Genomic DNA, 13,598 nt, shown 5'->3' with positions numbered 1-13,598 from the left:
CCGTGGCCCCGGCCGTGCTGGGAGAGGCCGCCGACCGTGTGCCCGACGTGGCCCGGATCGCCGTGCTGCGCGCCAACGCGCTCGGTGACTTCATCTTCGTGCTGCCCGCGCTGGAAGCGCTGCGGGCCGCGTACCCGCAGGCGGAGATCGTGTTGCTCGGCGCGCCCTGGCACGCGCAGCTGTGGCGCGACCGGCCCGGCCCGGTCGACCGGGTACTTGTGGTGCCGCCCGCGCCGGGGATCCGGACGGCGACCGACGGCGAGCCCGAGTTCAGCATGGTCGACTTCCTGGCCGGCGCCCGCGCGGAACGGTTCGACGTGGCGCTGCAACTGCACGGCGGCGGGGCCAACTCCAATCCGCTGGTGGCCGCGCTCGGCGCCCGGGTCACCGCCGGCCTGCGGGCCGAGGACGCGCCGCCGCTGGACCGCTGGCTGCGGTACGTCTACTACCAACACGAGGTGATCCGCTACCTGGAGGCGGTGGCCCTGGTGGGTGCTCCGGCCACCACGATCACCTCGGCGTTTGTGGTCACCGAAGCCGACCGGGCCGAGGCGCGGGCCGTGCTCGGCGAACCGGAGCGTCCCCGGGTGGCGCTGCATCCCGGGGCGACCGACACCCGCCGTCGCTGGCCCGCCGACCGTTTCGGGGAGGTGGCCCGGACGCTGCACACCGACGGGTACGAGGTACTTGTCACCGGTACCCCTGCCGAGCAGGAGGTGGTCGACCAGGTGGTCGCCACCGCCGGTGTGCCGGTCCGTCCGCAGGTGGGCACGCTCAGCCTGGGCGGGCTGGCCGGCTGTTACGCGGGCTGTGAGCTGGTGGTCTCCAACGACACAGGTCCACTGCACCTGGCTGCCGCCGTCGGTACCCCCACCGTCGGCATTTTCTGGGTCGGCAACCTGATCACCACGGCTCCCGTGCTGCGGGGCCGGCATCGGCCGATCACCTCGTGGACGGTGCACTGTCCGGTCTGCGGGGTGGACTGCACCCCCGGCATCTACCCGCACCGTCCGGGCGACGGCGACTGCCCGCACCGCGACTCATTCGTCACCGACGTTCCGGTGGCCGAGGTACTCGAAGCCGCCCGCGAGCTGCTGTTCCGCTGAGAAACCTGCTGGCTCAGCCGTCCGGGTCGGCGAGGACGACCTCCCACGCCTCCACGTCGCGTTCGGTGACCGTGGTCGGCGACTCCAGGTGGTAGGCGCCGCTGGGCAGGACACCGGCGCCGCCGTGCCGCGCCAGCACGGCGAGCTGCGCGGCGACGTCCTCGCCCTGGTGCCGCACCGGTACCCGCCGCCAGAAGTCGAAACCGCCGGAGTCGAGCAGCTTGGCCCGGTCGTAGAGCACGCAACCGCCGACCCAGGAAACCTGGTACGCCCGCCATTCGTCGCCCGTCAGCGCCAGCGACGCCGTCACGTGCAGCAGGTTCGCCGCGGAGTGGATCTGCGCCCGGTCCCACTCGGGCGTGCCTGGCCGGACCCGCTCCGGCACCGGTCGGCCCGGCCACTCCCGGTAGTGCCGGTGGGTGTGCGGCCGGACGTCGTCCAGATAGGACAGGCCGTGCACCCCGTTGCCGACGAAGCCGCAGCCCAACTCGTCGATCGCGGTCACCAGCCGGCGCAGCGTTCCCGGTTCCAGCCAGACGTCGTCGTCGAGGAAGAGCACGTACCGGGCGGTGGAGGCGGTGAGCAGGAAACTGCGGTGTTCGGCGAGCCCTCGCCGGGGTAGCCGCCGGGTCAGCAGCACCGGATGTCCCCGGTGACGCAGCGCCCGGACCATGGTGGCCGCCGCCGGGTGGGCGTATCCGGGGTCGCCGTCGGACTGGTCGCTGACCACCACGCCGAATCCCGGCACCCCCTCCTGAGCGGCGAGCCCGGAGAGGGTGACGGCGAGTTCGGTGGGACGGTTGCGGGTCGGGACCAGCACGTCGACCAGCCGGTCGACGCGGAACTGCGTGGGCGCGCCGGCGTCGAGGGGTCGGTTCACGGCGCCTTGCCGGTCAGTGGCGGCGCATCCGCACCGGTCGTGGCGGCGCTCCCGGTACCGGCCGCGCCGGAGGTCTCCACTTCGGGAGCGGGCGTCGCCGGCCCGCCGTCCGCGCCGGTCGCGCCCTCCTGGCCGTACGCGCGGATCCGGTCGATGATCGCCGAGGTGGAGCGGTCCGGTACGTACCCCAGGGTGCGTACCTGGCCGCCCAGCCGCTGCACCAGGGGCGCCTCCGGCACCAGCTCGGGCGGGTAGTCGCCGCCCTTGACGTAGACGTCCGGCCGGACGGTTTCGATGAGGGCGGCCGGCGAATCCTCCTCGAACACCACCACGTGGTCGACGCAGGTCAGCGCGGCGAGCAGGGCCGCGCGGTCCTCGATCGGGTTGACCGGCCGGTCCGCGCCCTTCAACCGGCGTACGCTGCCGTCGGAGTTGACCGCCACCACCAGCAGGTCACCGAGGGCGCGGGCCTGTTCCAGGTAGCGCACGTGCCCCCGGTGCAGCACGTCGAAGCAGCCGTTGGTGAAGACGATCGAGCGGCCGGCCCGTCGGTGCTCGGCGACGATCTCCGCCAGGTGCCCGGTGTCGACAAGCACCTGCCGGCCGTCGGGTGTCGGCCGGCCCAGCGCGGCCAGCAGGTCCTCGCGCCGGCACACGCAGGTGCCGGTGCCGGCGACGGTGCTCGTCGCGGCGAGCTGGGCCAGTTGGGCGGCGATGGACAGCGGAGCGTCGGCGGCCAGCGCGAGTGTCATCGCCGCCAGGTACGCGTCACCGGCACCGACGGCGTGGCTGGCGGGCACGGGTGTGCTGTGGCTGCGGGCGGGTTCACCGTCGGCCCCGCCGACCACCGCGCCCTCGGTGTCCAGGGTCACCGCGACCACGGCTGCGCCGGTGTGGGCGCGCAGCTCGGCGAGTCGGGACTCGGCCAGGACGGCCCGGTCCACGCCGGCACCGACCTCGGCGTTCACGGTCACTCCCGTGCCGGTCACGCTGAGCCCGTCCCGGGTCATCGCCACCCGGCTCTCGCCCGGGGTGGGTTCGCCGGTGGGTCCGTCGGTACGCCGCATGCCGGCCTCACCCGGGGCCGTTCCCACGGTCATCTCGGAGGGGCCGTCGGCCGGGTCGACCTCGGGATGTTCCAGGTGCAGCTCGTGCCCACCGGTCGTCGCGGTGCCGGCCGGGTCAGCGGGGGCCGCCGGATTCGTGGTCGGCCCGACCGTGCCCGCGCGGGCGAGCAGGCGGGTGGCCTCCGCGAAGCTCGGCGTCACCACGGTCGGGGCGAGGCCCGGCCAGTCGGCGAGGTCGTGGGCGTCGAGCGCGACCGTGGCGTAACGGTCGCGGTGCTCGACCAGCCAGGCGCGTACCGGCGCGGGCAGGGCGCCCAGTCCGTAGTCGCAGACCACCAGGGTCGGCTTCTCGCCCCCGCTGGCGGCCCGTAGTTCCTCGCTCGCGCAGTCCAGGGCGGTGAGCAGGCAGTCCACCCCTTGGTCGCTGAGCGGGTCGTCCGGGTCGCCGGAGTCCTCCCGCAGCAGGATCTGGTCGCCGGCCAGCATCCGACGCTTGACCGGGGTGGGCCGCCCGGGCTGGCTGACCGTGCGGTCCCAGACACCGGCCCGGTCGAGGCAGTCGTGCAGCTCGTCGCCGGCCGCGTCGGCCCCGACGGGTGCCACCAGCACCGAGCGCCCGCCCAGCGTGGCGATGTTGACGGCGGTGTTGGCGGCGCCACCCGCCGCGGAGATGCGGCGGCGCAGAGTGAGGACGGGGGCGGGGGCTTCCCGGCACAACCGGTCGGAGTCGGCGAACCGCCACTCGTCGAGCATGGCGTCGCCGATCACCAGGACGGGACGCCCGAGCCAGCTCTGCACGACATCGGCGAGCCGGAGCTGTTCCGCTGCTGCTCGTGCCATGCCGGCGGTTCCCCTCCGGTCGGCGGGGTCAAACCTGTCGGCCGGGCACCCGCCGGTGCGACGTGCGGTGGGCCACCGCTGCGCCGCGTTTCGTGACGTCGGTGCCGGGAACGGATACGGACGAACCCCCGGAGAGGAGAAAACTATGGCAGCGACGTTGCAGGGTAAGCGGGTCGCCTTCCTGGCCACCGACGGCGTGGAGGAGGTCGAGTACGTCCAGCCGCGTCAGGCCGTCGAGCAGGCCGGCGCGACCGCCGAGCTGGTGTCGATCAAGCCTGGGAAGATCACCTCCTTCGAGCACCTGGACCCCTCCACCACGTACGAGGTGGATGTGAGCGCGGCCGACGCGGATCCCGCCCGGTACGACGCGCTGGTGCTGCCCGGTGGGGTGGCCAACCCGGACTTCCTGCGCACCGATTCCGACGCCGTCCGGTTCGTGCGGTCGTTCTTCGACGCCGGTAAGCCGGTCGGGGTGATCTGCCACGGCCCGTGGACGCTTGTCGAGGCGGACGTGGTGCGGGGGCGTCGGCTGACCAGCTGGCCCAGTCTGCGTACCGACCTGGTCAATGCCGGCGCGGAGTGGGTCGACGAGGAGGTCGTGACCGACAACGGGTTGGTAAGCAGCCGGAAGCCCGACGACCTACCGGCCTTCTGTTCCAAGATCGTCGAGGAGTTCGCCGAGGGCCGGCACTGATCCGGCGGCAGCGCTCATTCGGTGGCCTCGCCCGCACGGGCGAGGCCACCACCGTGTTTCCGGCCGGTCACTTCAGGATCAGGCGGTTGGTCTGCTCGAAGACGTCCAGGTCGGCCAGGGTCTCCAGGACGCTTGCCGAGAGCGGCTGGGGCATCGCCTCGCGGTGGAAGAAGCCCGCGTCGATGGTCTCGTCGGTGACCCGGGCCAGCCGCCCGTCCCACTCCTCCACGCGGAACGCCGTGGTGAAGATCTGGTAGGTGTGGCCGTACATGTTGGTGTGGGTGCGGTCCGGGCCGGTGTAGAGCGCGAAGGCACTGACCCGTAGCGCCCTGAGCCCGGTCTCCTCGCGTACCTCCCGTACGGCGCAGTCCGCGATCGACTCGCCCAGCTCCATCGCGCCGGCGGGCAGCGCCCACTGCCCGTTGTCGGAGCGACGGATCAGCAGGATGCGGGCCGAGTTGTCGCGCACCACGGCTCGCGCACCGACGAACATCAGCGTCCGGTCGCCGGCCAGGGCGCGTAGCTGCCCGACGTACGAATCAGCCCAGGAGATGCTCACCCGGACAATTTACGGGGGTTCCCAACGTGTGACCGGCGACACTAACTTGTTACCCATGCGTAGCACGATGATGGACGCCCCTCTTCAGGTCTCCCGGATCCTCGAACACGGCGCCACCGTGCACGGCGCGGCCGAGGTGGTGACGTGGACCGGTGCCGAGCCGCGGCGCAGCACGTACGCCGACGTCTGGCGGGACGCCGCCCGGCTCGCGCACGCCCTGCGGACGGAGTGCGGGGTGACCGGCGACGAGCGGGTCGCCACCTTCATGTGGAACAACACCGAGCACCTGGTGGCGTACTTCGCCGTGCCCAGCATGGGTGCGGTGCTGCACACGCTGAACATCCGGCTCTTTCCCGACCAGGTCACCTACATTGCCAACCACGCCGAGGACCGGGTGGTGCTTGTCGACTCGACGCTGATCCCGCTGCTGGCGAAGTCCCTGGGCGGCATGACAAGCGTGCGGCACGTGGTGGTGGTCGGTGGCGGCGATCCCGCTCCGCTGGTGGCGGCGGCCGGCGACCGGATCGCCGTGCACCACTGGGACGCGCTGTTGGCCGACCGCCCGGAGGTGTACGACTGGCCCGAGGTGGACGAACGCGACGCTGCCGCCCTCTGCTACACCTCCGGCACCACCGGAAACCCCAAGGGGGTGGCCTACTCGCACCGCTCGATCTACCTGCACTCGTTGCAGATCTGCATGCCGGAGGGGTTCGGGCTCGGGCCGACCGACCGGGAACTGGCCATCGTGCCGATGTTCCACGCGATGTCGTGGGGGCTGCCGTTCGCGGCCTTCCTCTCCGGCGCGTCGCTGGTGATGCCGGACCGCTTCCTCCAGGCCGCGCCGATCGCCGAGATGATCGCCGCCGAGCGGCCGACCCTGGCCGGTGCGGTGCCGACCATCTGGACCGACCTGCTGGCCCACCTGGACAGTCACGACGTCGACACCTCCTCGCTCAAGGAGGTGATCGTCGGTGGTTCGGCCTGTCCGCCGTCGCTGATGCACGCGTTCGACGAGCGGCACGGCGTCGACGTGATCCACGCCTGGGGGATGACCGAGATGTCGCCGCTGGGCTCGGTCTCGCGCCCGCCGGCCGGGACGAGCGGCGACGACGCCTGGCGGTACCGGTACACGCAGGGCCGGGTGCCGGCGGGGGTGCGGGCCCGCATCGTGGGCCCGGCCGTAGAGCCGCTGCCTGCCGACGGGACCTCCGTCGGTGAGCTGGAGGTCCGTGGGCCGTGGATCACCGCGCGGTACGTCGGGGACGACGCGCCGGATCCGGAGAAGTTCCGCGACGGCTGGCTGCGTACCGGTGACGTGGGCACCCTGTCGGCGGACGGCTACATCACCCTCACCGACCGAGCCAAGGACGTGATCAAGTCCGGCGGGGAGTGGATCTCCTCGGTGGAGCTGGAGAATGCGCTGATGGCCCACCCTGCGGTGCTGGAGGCCTGCGTGGTGGGCGTACCGGACCAACGGTGGGACGAACGGCCACTGGCCACGGTGGTGCTCCGGGAGGGTGCCGCGGCGACCCCGGAGGAGTTGCGCGACTTCCTGGCCGGGTCGGTGGCGCGCTGGCAGTTGCCCGAGCGGTGGGCGTTCATCGAGGCGGTGCCGAAGACCAGCGTCGGCAAGTTCGACAAGAAGGTAGTGCGCTCCCGGTACGCCGACGGCGACCTGGATGTGCGGGAACTAGCCACGCCGTAACGTTTTTCGGCGCATCATCGCCATTGGGAGTAGTGGCCTGCACAGACCTCTCTCCGGTGGGCGGCCCCGGCGTTCGCACCGCGCCGGGGCCGCCCGTTCCTTGCGGGGCGACCCGCAATGCCAGTATTGCGAGACTTGTTCGCCTCTGTCCTGCGGACGGCGAAAACTCCCAGGTGGGACCGCTTATTCGCGGGCGCTGAGCAGCACCTTGCCGACCACCGAGTCCTCCACCGCCTGATGTGCGGCAGCGGTCGCCGAAAGCGGATAGGAGTGCAACGGCAGGCCCGCGTCCTCGCCCACCCGGATCCCGCCCTGCGCGGCGGCCGCCGCGACGTCCACCACCGCCTGCGCCTTGGCCGCCTTCGGCATCGTGTAGACCAGCACGAACTGCCAGCGGGCGTTCGGCACCATCAGCTGGCGGACCGGCAACGTCACCTCGTCGCCGCCGTCGTCGGCGTACACACAGACCACGCCACCGGGGCGCAGCAACCGTACGTCGGTGGCCGCGTTGCGCGCGGGGGAGACCTCGACAATCCCGTGCACCCCGTCGGGCGCGAGCTTGTGGACCTCCTCCACCACGTCCTGCTCCCGGTAGTTGACCACCGCCGAGGCGCCGGCCGCCGCAGCCAGTTGCGCCTTCTCGGCACTGCTCACCGTGGCGATCACGCAGGCATCGGCCCAGGCCGCCAGCTGGATCGCCGCGTTGCCCACGGCGCCGGCCCCGCCCTGCACCAGCACCGTGTGATCGCTCAGCGCGCCCGGTCGCAGGCTGTTCGGCAGATACTCCCCGGCGGTCAGGCACCGGTGCGCCGTCAGGAAGGGAATGCCCAGGCAGGCGCCCAGCTCGAAGGAGGCGTCGCCCAGGCGTACCGCCTGGCGGACCGGAACCAGGGTGTACTCGGCGGCAGTACCCCAGGGCCGCTGCCAGGCGGCCTCCCAGACCCATACCCGCTCGCCGATCAGCTCCTGGTCGACCCCCTCGCCGACCGCCTCGACCACCCCGGCGCCGTCCTGACCGGGCGTCTGCCAGCCGGCCGGCAGCGGGCCCTGCCGGCGCGACTTCCAGTCCGTCGGATTCACCCCGGACACCGCGACCCGCACCAGCAGCTCGCCCGGACCGGGTTCCGGCACCGGCCGCTCGACCAGCTGGAGCACGGAGGGATCACCGGTGCGCTCGTACACCATCGCCTTCATGCCACCGACCGTAGGCGGGCCGGGGACCGGCCGGTGCCGGTTCAGCCCAGCCGGTCGACGACGCCTGGAGTCAACTCGTCGACCGACTCCAGCACCGCCACGGCCAGCCGCTGAGCGTCCGGATCCAGCGGGTACGCGCCGTGCGGCACCGCCACCACCGCCATTCCGGCGGCAGCCGCCGCGCGGACCCCGTTTGAGGAGTCCTCCACCGCCACGCAGCGCGTCGGATCGAGGCCAAGCTGCCCGGCCACGCTCAGGTAGACGTCCGGTGCCGGCTTGCCGCGCTCGGTCTCCTCGGTCGACAGGGTGCTACGGAACGCATCGGTCAGGTCGGTGGCGGCCAGCGCCGCGGCGATCAGCCGGGTCGGCGAGGAACTGGCCAGCCCCAGTGGCCACCGCGCGGCCATCCGGCGGACCACGTCGACCGCGCCGTCGATCACCGGCACCCGGGCCGCGTACCGGCGGGCCATCTCCTCGACCACCTCGGCGGCGACCTGGTCCGCGGTGCGCCGCACCCCCAACTCGTCGCTGAGGTACCGGGCCCACTCGCCGGTGCTCATGCCCATCAGACGTCGCTGGGTGTCGTCCTGCCAGGTGCCCCCGTGCTCGGCGACGTACGCCCGCCGAACCTCCTCCCACACCGGCTCGGAGTCGACGATCACCCCGTCAAGGTCGAAAACCACCCCATCCACCATCACACCCCCATCCTCCCCCACCCACCACCGCGTCGATCAAGAAGTTTGCGTCGGGAATCCGCGAGAAGTCAGACGCAAACCTCTTGGTCAACTCGTCAGGGGCGGGAGGCCGATGGGGCTGTCCGGCGGGATGACCGTGTGGGCGGCGCGGGCGATCGGGTCGAGCAGCTCGCGTAGGCGATGGGACCGCTCGGGGCCGAGGGTGAGCCAGGGGCGGGTGGCGGCGACGTCGGTGGCGTCCTCGATCGCCTGGAAAGCCGCCCGCCCGCGCTCAGTCGGCTTTCCGTCGGCGTCCAGCCAGCCACGGACGGTGAGCCGCTCGCGCGCCTGCGACCAGTCCTGCTCCGACCAGCCCCGGCCGAGCAGGTTGGCCGGCGGCATGTCGACCGCGACCCGCCAGGCCAGGGTCTCCACCGGGTCGAGATCGGCGGCCACCAGCGCCGCCACGTGCCCGTCGCCGCGATGCTCGCGAAGCGTGGTGGCGGCCTGCCAGAGCCGAGCCAGCGGATACTCACCACGGGGCAGGGCCGCATTCGCGGCGCTGAGCACCCGGCCGGCGGTCCCGAGCCCCTCGGTGGCGGCCTCAAGCAGGTCGGCGGCCTCCACGAGGTGCCGCTCAGGCAACTCGTAGGTCAACTCGGCGAGCGCCTGGACCGCCCCGGTCAGCCGGGCGCGCAGCGCCTGGTCCGGCGAGGCCAGCTGCCAGACCGCCGGCAGGGCCCGGCTCACCATGTGTGGCGCGAAGTTGTAGAAGGCGGCGATCACCGGCGCCGGACCGGTCGGCCCGAACGGGGCGGCGCGACCAGCGAAGTAACCCCGCCAGTAGCCGCGTAGCCCGGCGGCGCCGTAGGCGGCGCGGGCACGCGGGTGGAAGTAGGTGACGGCGTGCACCGGCTCGTAGTGCGTCCACATCAACCGGGCGGTCCGCCCGTCGGCGTCCACTGCCGTCACGTGCACCTCCGTGTCGCTTCGACAAGCGTCCCGGGCGACATGCCCGGGACGCTGCCGAACCTACTGCCGGTCGGTGACCGTCCGGAAGCCCTCTGTGGTCAACGGCATCGATGTTCTGTCGGAGCGAGCCGACCCGAGGCTCACTCGGCGGCGAGCACGTCCACCACGAAGCGCAGCGGACCCGCGGGGCGGCCGCCCCCACCGTCGCCGTACGCGTCCTCGGCCGGGATGTCGAGTTGCACCCGGCTGCCCACGGTCACGCCCACCAGGCCCTTGTCCCAGCCCGGGATGACCTGCCCGACCCCGATCGGGAAGGTGGCGGGCTGCCCCCGTTCCCAGGAGGAGTCGAACTCCTCGCCGCTCTCGTAGAACACGCCGACGTAGTTGGTGGTGATCGACTGGCCGGCCGTCACCTTGGGCCCGGTGCCCTCGATCAACGGGGTCACGGTCAGCTTGGTCAGCTCCCCCTCCCCGGCAGTGACGGTCGGCTTGCTGCCCAGGGCCGGGTCCGCGCCTTCCGGTAGTTGCGGTGCGGGCGGCGCAGCCGGTTCGTTGCTGGCCTCCGCCGGGGCGGACGGCGTTCCGGCGGCCTGCTCGGGCGCGTCGTCACCACCGCGCTGGCCGAAGATCACGAACACGGTGATCAGCACCGCCACGACGGCGATCCCGGCGAACGCACCGGCCCAGGCCTGCCGGCGGCGCTTCGCCTCGGCTGCCTTCTGAGCCGCCAACTGCTCGGCCAGCCGCCGCCGTGCCTTGGTCTCCTGCTCGCTCACGTCCTCGACTCCCTGCTGAGAGGTGTGGGGTGGGTCCGGCCACGGGCAGCCGTCGCCGACACACGGTACCTGGTGTCGGACGCACTTCCGACCATCGATGGCTCGCGCCCGCAGGCAGGGCTGCGAGAATCATGGAGACCGAGGGTCGCCCCGTAACCGCCCAGAGGCGTATTCGGGCGACCAGGAGGGCAGTCAGGCGGATTTACGCGGAGTGGCCTTCTTGGCGGTCTTGGTAGCTTTCTTCTCCGCGGTCTTCTTGGCGGGCTGAGCCTTCTTGGCGGTGGTTTTCTTCTCGGCCGTCTTCTTCGCGGGTGCCTTCTTGGCCGGAGCCTTGGCGGCCTTCTTCTCCGCCGCCTTCTTCTGCGCCGAGCGTGCCGACGAGATCGGGGTCGGCTCGGCGCTACCACCGGCGGGTGCCTCGCCGCGAGCCGCCCGGGCCCGCTCCACGGACGCCTTCAGTGCGGCCATCAGGTCGACAGCAGCGGCGGGAGCCTCCTCCACCTCCTCCGGCTGGACCACCTCGCGGCCCTCCACCTTCGCGTCGATGACCTCCTGCAACGCCGCCCGGTAGTCGTCGGTGAACTCGTCCGGGTGAAAGTCCCCGGCCATCGAGTCGATAAGCGAGGTGGCCATCGCCAACTCCGGTGGCCGGATCTTCAGGTCCTCGTCGAGGAAACCGAAGTCCGGCTTACGGATCTCGTCGGGCCAGAGCATCGTGTTCAGCAGCAGCACACCCTCACGGACCCGCAGGGTGGCCAACTGCTCCCGCTGACGCAGCGCCACCTTGACGATCGCCACCCGTTCCGAGTCGGTCAACGCATCCCGCAGCAGCAGGTACGGCTTGGTCGCGGTGCCCTCCGGCTCCAGGAAGTACGCCTTGTTGTAGAGGATCGGATCGACCTGTTCGGCCGGCACGAACTCCAGCACGTCGATTGCGTGGGAGGTGCTCAACGGCAGGTCGGAGAAATCCTCGTCGGTGAGGATGACCATCTCCCCGCCGCCGATGTCGTAGCCCTTGGCGATGTCGTCGTAGCTGACCTCCTCGCCACAGACCTGGCAGGTGCGCTTGTACCGGATCCGTCCGCCGTCGGCCCGGTGCACCTGGTGGAACCGGATGTCCTTCTCCTCCGTCGCGGAATACAGCTTCACCGCGATCGAGACCAGGCCGAACGACACGGCTCCCTTCCAGATGGCCCGCATGCTGCGCTCCCTTCCCCGGTATCGACCATGCTCGCATCACAGCGAACCCGGCGCGAGGTGTTCGGCCTGCTACTACAGTCGGCCTGTGCCCGGCGCGCCGCTCAAGCCGATGCTCGCGATGACCGGGCAGCTCCCGACCGGTCCCGATTGGGCGTACGAGTTCAAGTGGGACGGCGTACGCGCGTTGGCCGACATCGCCGCCGGACGACCGCGCCTGTACGCCCGATCCGGCGTGGAGATCACTACCGCCTATCCCGAGCTGATTCCGCTTGGCGAGCAGGTCGACGACGTCCTGCTCGACGGCGAGGTGGTGCTGTTCGACCAGGCCGGACGGCCCTCGTTCACCGCCCTGGCCGAGCGGATGCACGTGCGTAACGCCGCGAAGGCGGCCCGGCTGGCGGCAACCGTACCGGTCACGTACATGATCTTCGACGTGTTGCGGCTGGGCGGTCGGGACCTCACCGGCTGGTCGTACGCCCGGCGGCGGGAGGCCCTCGACGGCCTGGCGCTGGGCGCGGCGCGATGGGCGGTGCCTCCGGTCTTCTCCGACGGCCCGGCCACCTACGAGGCGGCCGGCGAACACGGCCTCGAAGGGGTGATGGCCAAGCGGGTCGAGTCGGCCTACCGGCCCGGGGTGCGTTCGCCCGACTGGGTGAAGGTCAAACTGGAGGTGACCGGCGACTTCGTCGTCGGCGGCTGGCGGCCCGGCGCACGGAAGATCGGCGGCCTGCTGGTCGGGGTCCCGGGCGTCGACGGCCGACTCGTCTACCGGGGTCGGGTCGGTGGTGGGATCGGTGCCGCCCTCGAACGGGAGCTGCTCCACGAGTTGGAGCCGCTGCGCACCACCGCCTCGCCGTTCCGCGGCGACGTCCCCCGCGAGGATGCCCGGGGTGCGATCTGGGTAACTCCCCGGATGGTGGTGGAGGTCAAGTACGGCCAACGCACCCCCGACGGGCGCCTACGGTTCCCCCGGATCCTGCGGATCCGCCCGGACAAACCGGCCGAGGAGGTCGAGGATGCCAGCTGACCGGTTCCCGGTCGAGGTGCAGGGCCGCACGCTGGAGCTGTCCAACCTGGACAAGGTCCTCTATCCGACGGTCGGCTTCACCAAGGGCGAGGTGATCGACTACTACACCCGGATCGCCCCGGTGCTGCTGCCGCACCTGGCCGACCGGGCGCTGACCCGCATCCGCTACCCGAACGGGGTTACCGGCGGCTCGTTCTTCGAGAAGAACGCACCGGCCGCCACCCCATCCTGGGTACGCGTCGAGACGCTGCCGGCGCCGGGCTCCACCAAGGGCCGGGAGACCATCGACTACGTCGTCGCCAATGACCTGCCCACCCTGGTCTGGCTGGCCAACCTCGCCGCCCTGGAACTGCACACCCCGCAGTGGAAGGTCGGCGCCCACCCGGACCTGATGGTGGTCGACCTGGACCCGGGCACCCCGGCGGCACTGAAACAGTGCTGCCAGGTGGCCCTGTCGCTGCGCGACCGGCTGGCCGCCGACGGCCTGGACGCCTACCCGAAGACCTCCGGGAAGAAGGGCATGCAACTCTGCTGCCCGATCTCCGGCACCCAGTCCGCCGACGACGTGTCGGCCTACGCCCGGCGCATCGCTCAGGAACTCGAACGCGACCAGCCGAAAATGGTGGTCTCGAAGATGGCGAAGAACCTGCGACCGGGCAAGGTCTTCATCGACTGGAGCCAGAACAACGCGGCGAAGACCACGGTGGCGCCGTACTCGCTGCGCGCCCAGCCCGTCCCGTCGGTGTCGACCCCGCTGACCTGGGACGAGGTCTCCGCCGGTGCGGCGGGCCGACGTCCGGCCACCAGGCCGTACACCGCCGGTGAGGTGCTGGACCGGGTCGAGGAGCATGGCGACCTGCTTGCCCCGCTGCTCGACGGCGGCCCCGAACTGCCGGAGTAGACG

Annotated in this window: 13 protein-coding genes; 5 read left to right on the top strand and 8 right to left on the bottom strand. The window is 71.8% G+C overall.

Annotation, left to right across the window (positions count from 1 at the left end):
* The first annotated feature begins 2 nt into the window (after window positions 1–2).
* Window positions 3–1,106: a glycosyltransferase family 9 protein gene (locus tag ACFY2A_RS00465; RefSeq protein ID WP_387166644.1), complete on the top strand. Its 1,104-nt coding sequence runs from the start codon at window positions 3–5 to the stop codon at window positions 1,104–1,106.
* 13 nt (window positions 1,107–1,119) lie between these two features.
* Here the strand turns inward: ACFY2A_RS00465 and ACFY2A_RS00460 are convergent, their stop codons facing one another.
* Window positions 1,120–1,986 carry a glycosyltransferase gene (locus tag ACFY2A_RS00460; protein WP_363923603.1) on the bottom strand — a complete coding sequence of 289 codons (867 nt, stop codon included), beginning with the start codon at window positions 1,984–1,986 and terminating at the stop codon, window positions 1,120–1,122.
* Complete coding sequence (gene rfaE2, locus ACFY2A_RS00455) at window positions 1,983–3,893, bottom strand: D-glycero-beta-D-manno-heptose 1-phosphate adenylyltransferase (protein WP_387166641.1); 1,911 nt, start codon at window positions 3,891–3,893, stop codon at window positions 1,983–1,985. The genes ACFY2A_RS00460 and rfaE2 overlap by 4 nt, the downstream gene beginning before the upstream one ends.
* A gap of 145 nt (window positions 3,894–4,038) precedes the next feature.
* Here rfaE2 and ACFY2A_RS00450 point away from each other — a divergent pair, with 145 nt between their 5' ends.
* Window positions 4,039–4,587 carry a type 1 glutamine amidotransferase domain-containing protein gene (locus tag ACFY2A_RS00450; RefSeq protein ID WP_387166638.1) on the top strand — a complete coding sequence of 183 codons (549 nt, stop codon included), beginning with the start codon at window positions 4,039–4,041 and terminating at the stop codon, window positions 4,585–4,587.
* A gap of 67 nt (window positions 4,588–4,654) precedes the next feature.
* On the opposite strand, the gene ACFY2A_RS00445 is transcribed toward ACFY2A_RS00450, so the two are convergent.
* Window positions 4,655–5,146 carry an NUDIX domain-containing protein gene (locus ACFY2A_RS00445; protein WP_093404100.1) on the bottom strand — a complete coding sequence of 164 codons (492 nt, stop codon included), beginning with the start codon at window positions 5,144–5,146 and terminating at the stop codon, window positions 4,655–4,657.
* A gap of 55 nt (window positions 5,147–5,201) precedes the next feature.
* On the opposite strand from ACFY2A_RS00445, the gene ACFY2A_RS00440 reads away from it, so the two are divergent.
* A complete protein-coding gene (locus tag ACFY2A_RS00440; protein ID WP_387166635.1) occupies window positions 5,202–6,851 on the top strand; it encodes a fatty acid--CoA ligase in 1,650 nt (549 codons plus the stop codon).
* 183 nt (window positions 6,852–7,034) lie between these two features.
* On the opposite strand, the gene ACFY2A_RS00435 is transcribed toward ACFY2A_RS00440, so the two are convergent.
* The 5 genes from ACFY2A_RS00435 to ACFY2A_RS00415 all read right to left on the bottom strand — a co-directional run bounded on the left by ACFY2A_RS00435 (window position 7,035) and on the right by ACFY2A_RS00415 (window position 11,667).
* The gene (locus ACFY2A_RS00435; protein ID WP_363923594.1) at window positions 7,035–8,045 is read right to left on the bottom strand and encodes an NADPH:quinone reductase; all 1,011 of its coding nucleotides are present in this window, start codon (window positions 8,043–8,045) and stop codon (window positions 7,035–7,037) included.
* Between the two features lie 41 nt (window positions 8,046–8,086).
* The gene (locus tag ACFY2A_RS00430; RefSeq protein WP_387166632.1) at window positions 8,087–8,740 is read right to left on the bottom strand and encodes an HAD family hydrolase; all 654 of its coding nucleotides are present in this window, start codon (window positions 8,738–8,740) and stop codon (window positions 8,087–8,089) included.
* An 87-nt stretch (window positions 8,741–8,827) separates the two neighbouring features.
* Window positions 8,828–9,652, bottom strand: a complete 825-nt coding sequence (locus tag ACFY2A_RS00425) for a hypothetical protein (RefSeq protein WP_387167456.1) — start codon at window positions 9,650–9,652, stop codon at window positions 8,828–8,830.
* A 179-nt stretch (window positions 9,653–9,831) separates the two neighbouring features.
* Window positions 9,832–10,467, bottom strand: a complete 636-nt coding sequence (locus ACFY2A_RS00420; protein WP_387166630.1) for an FKBP-type peptidyl-prolyl cis-trans isomerase — start codon at window positions 10,465–10,467, stop codon at window positions 9,832–9,834.
* Window positions 10,468–10,659: 192 nt separating this feature from the next.
* Complete coding sequence (locus ACFY2A_RS00415; RefSeq protein ID WP_387166627.1) at window positions 10,660–11,667, bottom strand: Ku protein; 1,008 nt, start codon at window positions 11,665–11,667, stop codon at window positions 10,660–10,662.
* A gap of 85 nt (window positions 11,668–11,752) precedes the next feature.
* Between ACFY2A_RS00415 and ligD (ACFY2A_RS00410) the strand changes: the two genes are divergently transcribed.
* Together ligD (ACFY2A_RS00410) and ligD (ACFY2A_RS00405) are read left to right on the top strand one after the other, a co-directional pair.
* On the top strand, window positions 11,753–12,694 hold the full coding sequence (ligD, locus tag ACFY2A_RS00410; RefSeq protein WP_363923586.1) for a non-homologous end-joining DNA ligase: 942 nt from the start codon (window positions 11,753–11,755) through the stop codon (window positions 12,692–12,694).
* Complete coding sequence (gene ligD / locus ACFY2A_RS00405) at window positions 12,684–13,595, top strand: non-homologous end-joining DNA ligase (RefSeq protein WP_387166623.1); 912 nt, start codon at window positions 12,684–12,686, stop codon at window positions 13,593–13,595. The genes ligD (ACFY2A_RS00410) and ligD (ACFY2A_RS00405) overlap by 11 nt, the downstream gene beginning before the upstream one ends.
* Window positions 13,596–13,598: the final 3 nt, after the last annotated feature.

It is taken from the genome of Micromonospora sp. NPDC000442, from assembly GCF_042898635.1.
Taxonomy (GTDB): Bacteria; Actinomycetota; Actinomycetes; order Mycobacteriales; family Micromonosporaceae; genus Micromonospora.
Note: the sequence above shows the minus strand (reverse complement) of the source record. Positions and strands in the feature narration are given on the sequence as shown.